This window comes from Marinicella rhabdoformis, from assembly GCF_009671245.1.
GTDB lineage: Bacteria > Pseudomonadota > Gammaproteobacteria > Xanthomonadales > Marinicellaceae > Marinicella > Marinicella rhabdoformis.
Genome location: NZ_VTFS01000022.1, coordinates 1 through 281, shown reverse-complemented (window position 1 = coordinate 281; position 281 = coordinate 1). Strand labels below are relative to the sequence as shown.

The 281-nt window shown below is 50.2% G+C and carries 1 rRNA gene; it reads left to right on the top strand.

Features of this window, described 5'->3' with window-relative positions:
- Positions 1-281: ribosomal RNA gene (locus tag FET73_RS15640) — 16S ribosomal RNA — on the top strand; the annotation flags it as partial.

The window sequence follows — 281 nt, the reverse complement described above, 5'->3', positions numbered from 1 at the left end:
CGATCTATAGCTGGTTTGAGAGGATGATCAGCCACATTGGGACTGAGACACGGCCCAGACTCCTACGGGAGGCAGCAGTGGGGAATATTGGACAATGGGCGCAAGCCTGATCCAGCAATACCGCGTGTGTGAAGAAGGCCTTAGGGTTGTAAAGCACTTTTATGTAGGAAGAAGGATTGTATGTTAATAGCATATGATATTGACGGTACTACAAGAATAAGGACCGGCTAACTCCGTGCCAGCAGCCGCGGTAATACGGAGGGTCCGAGCGTTAATCGGAA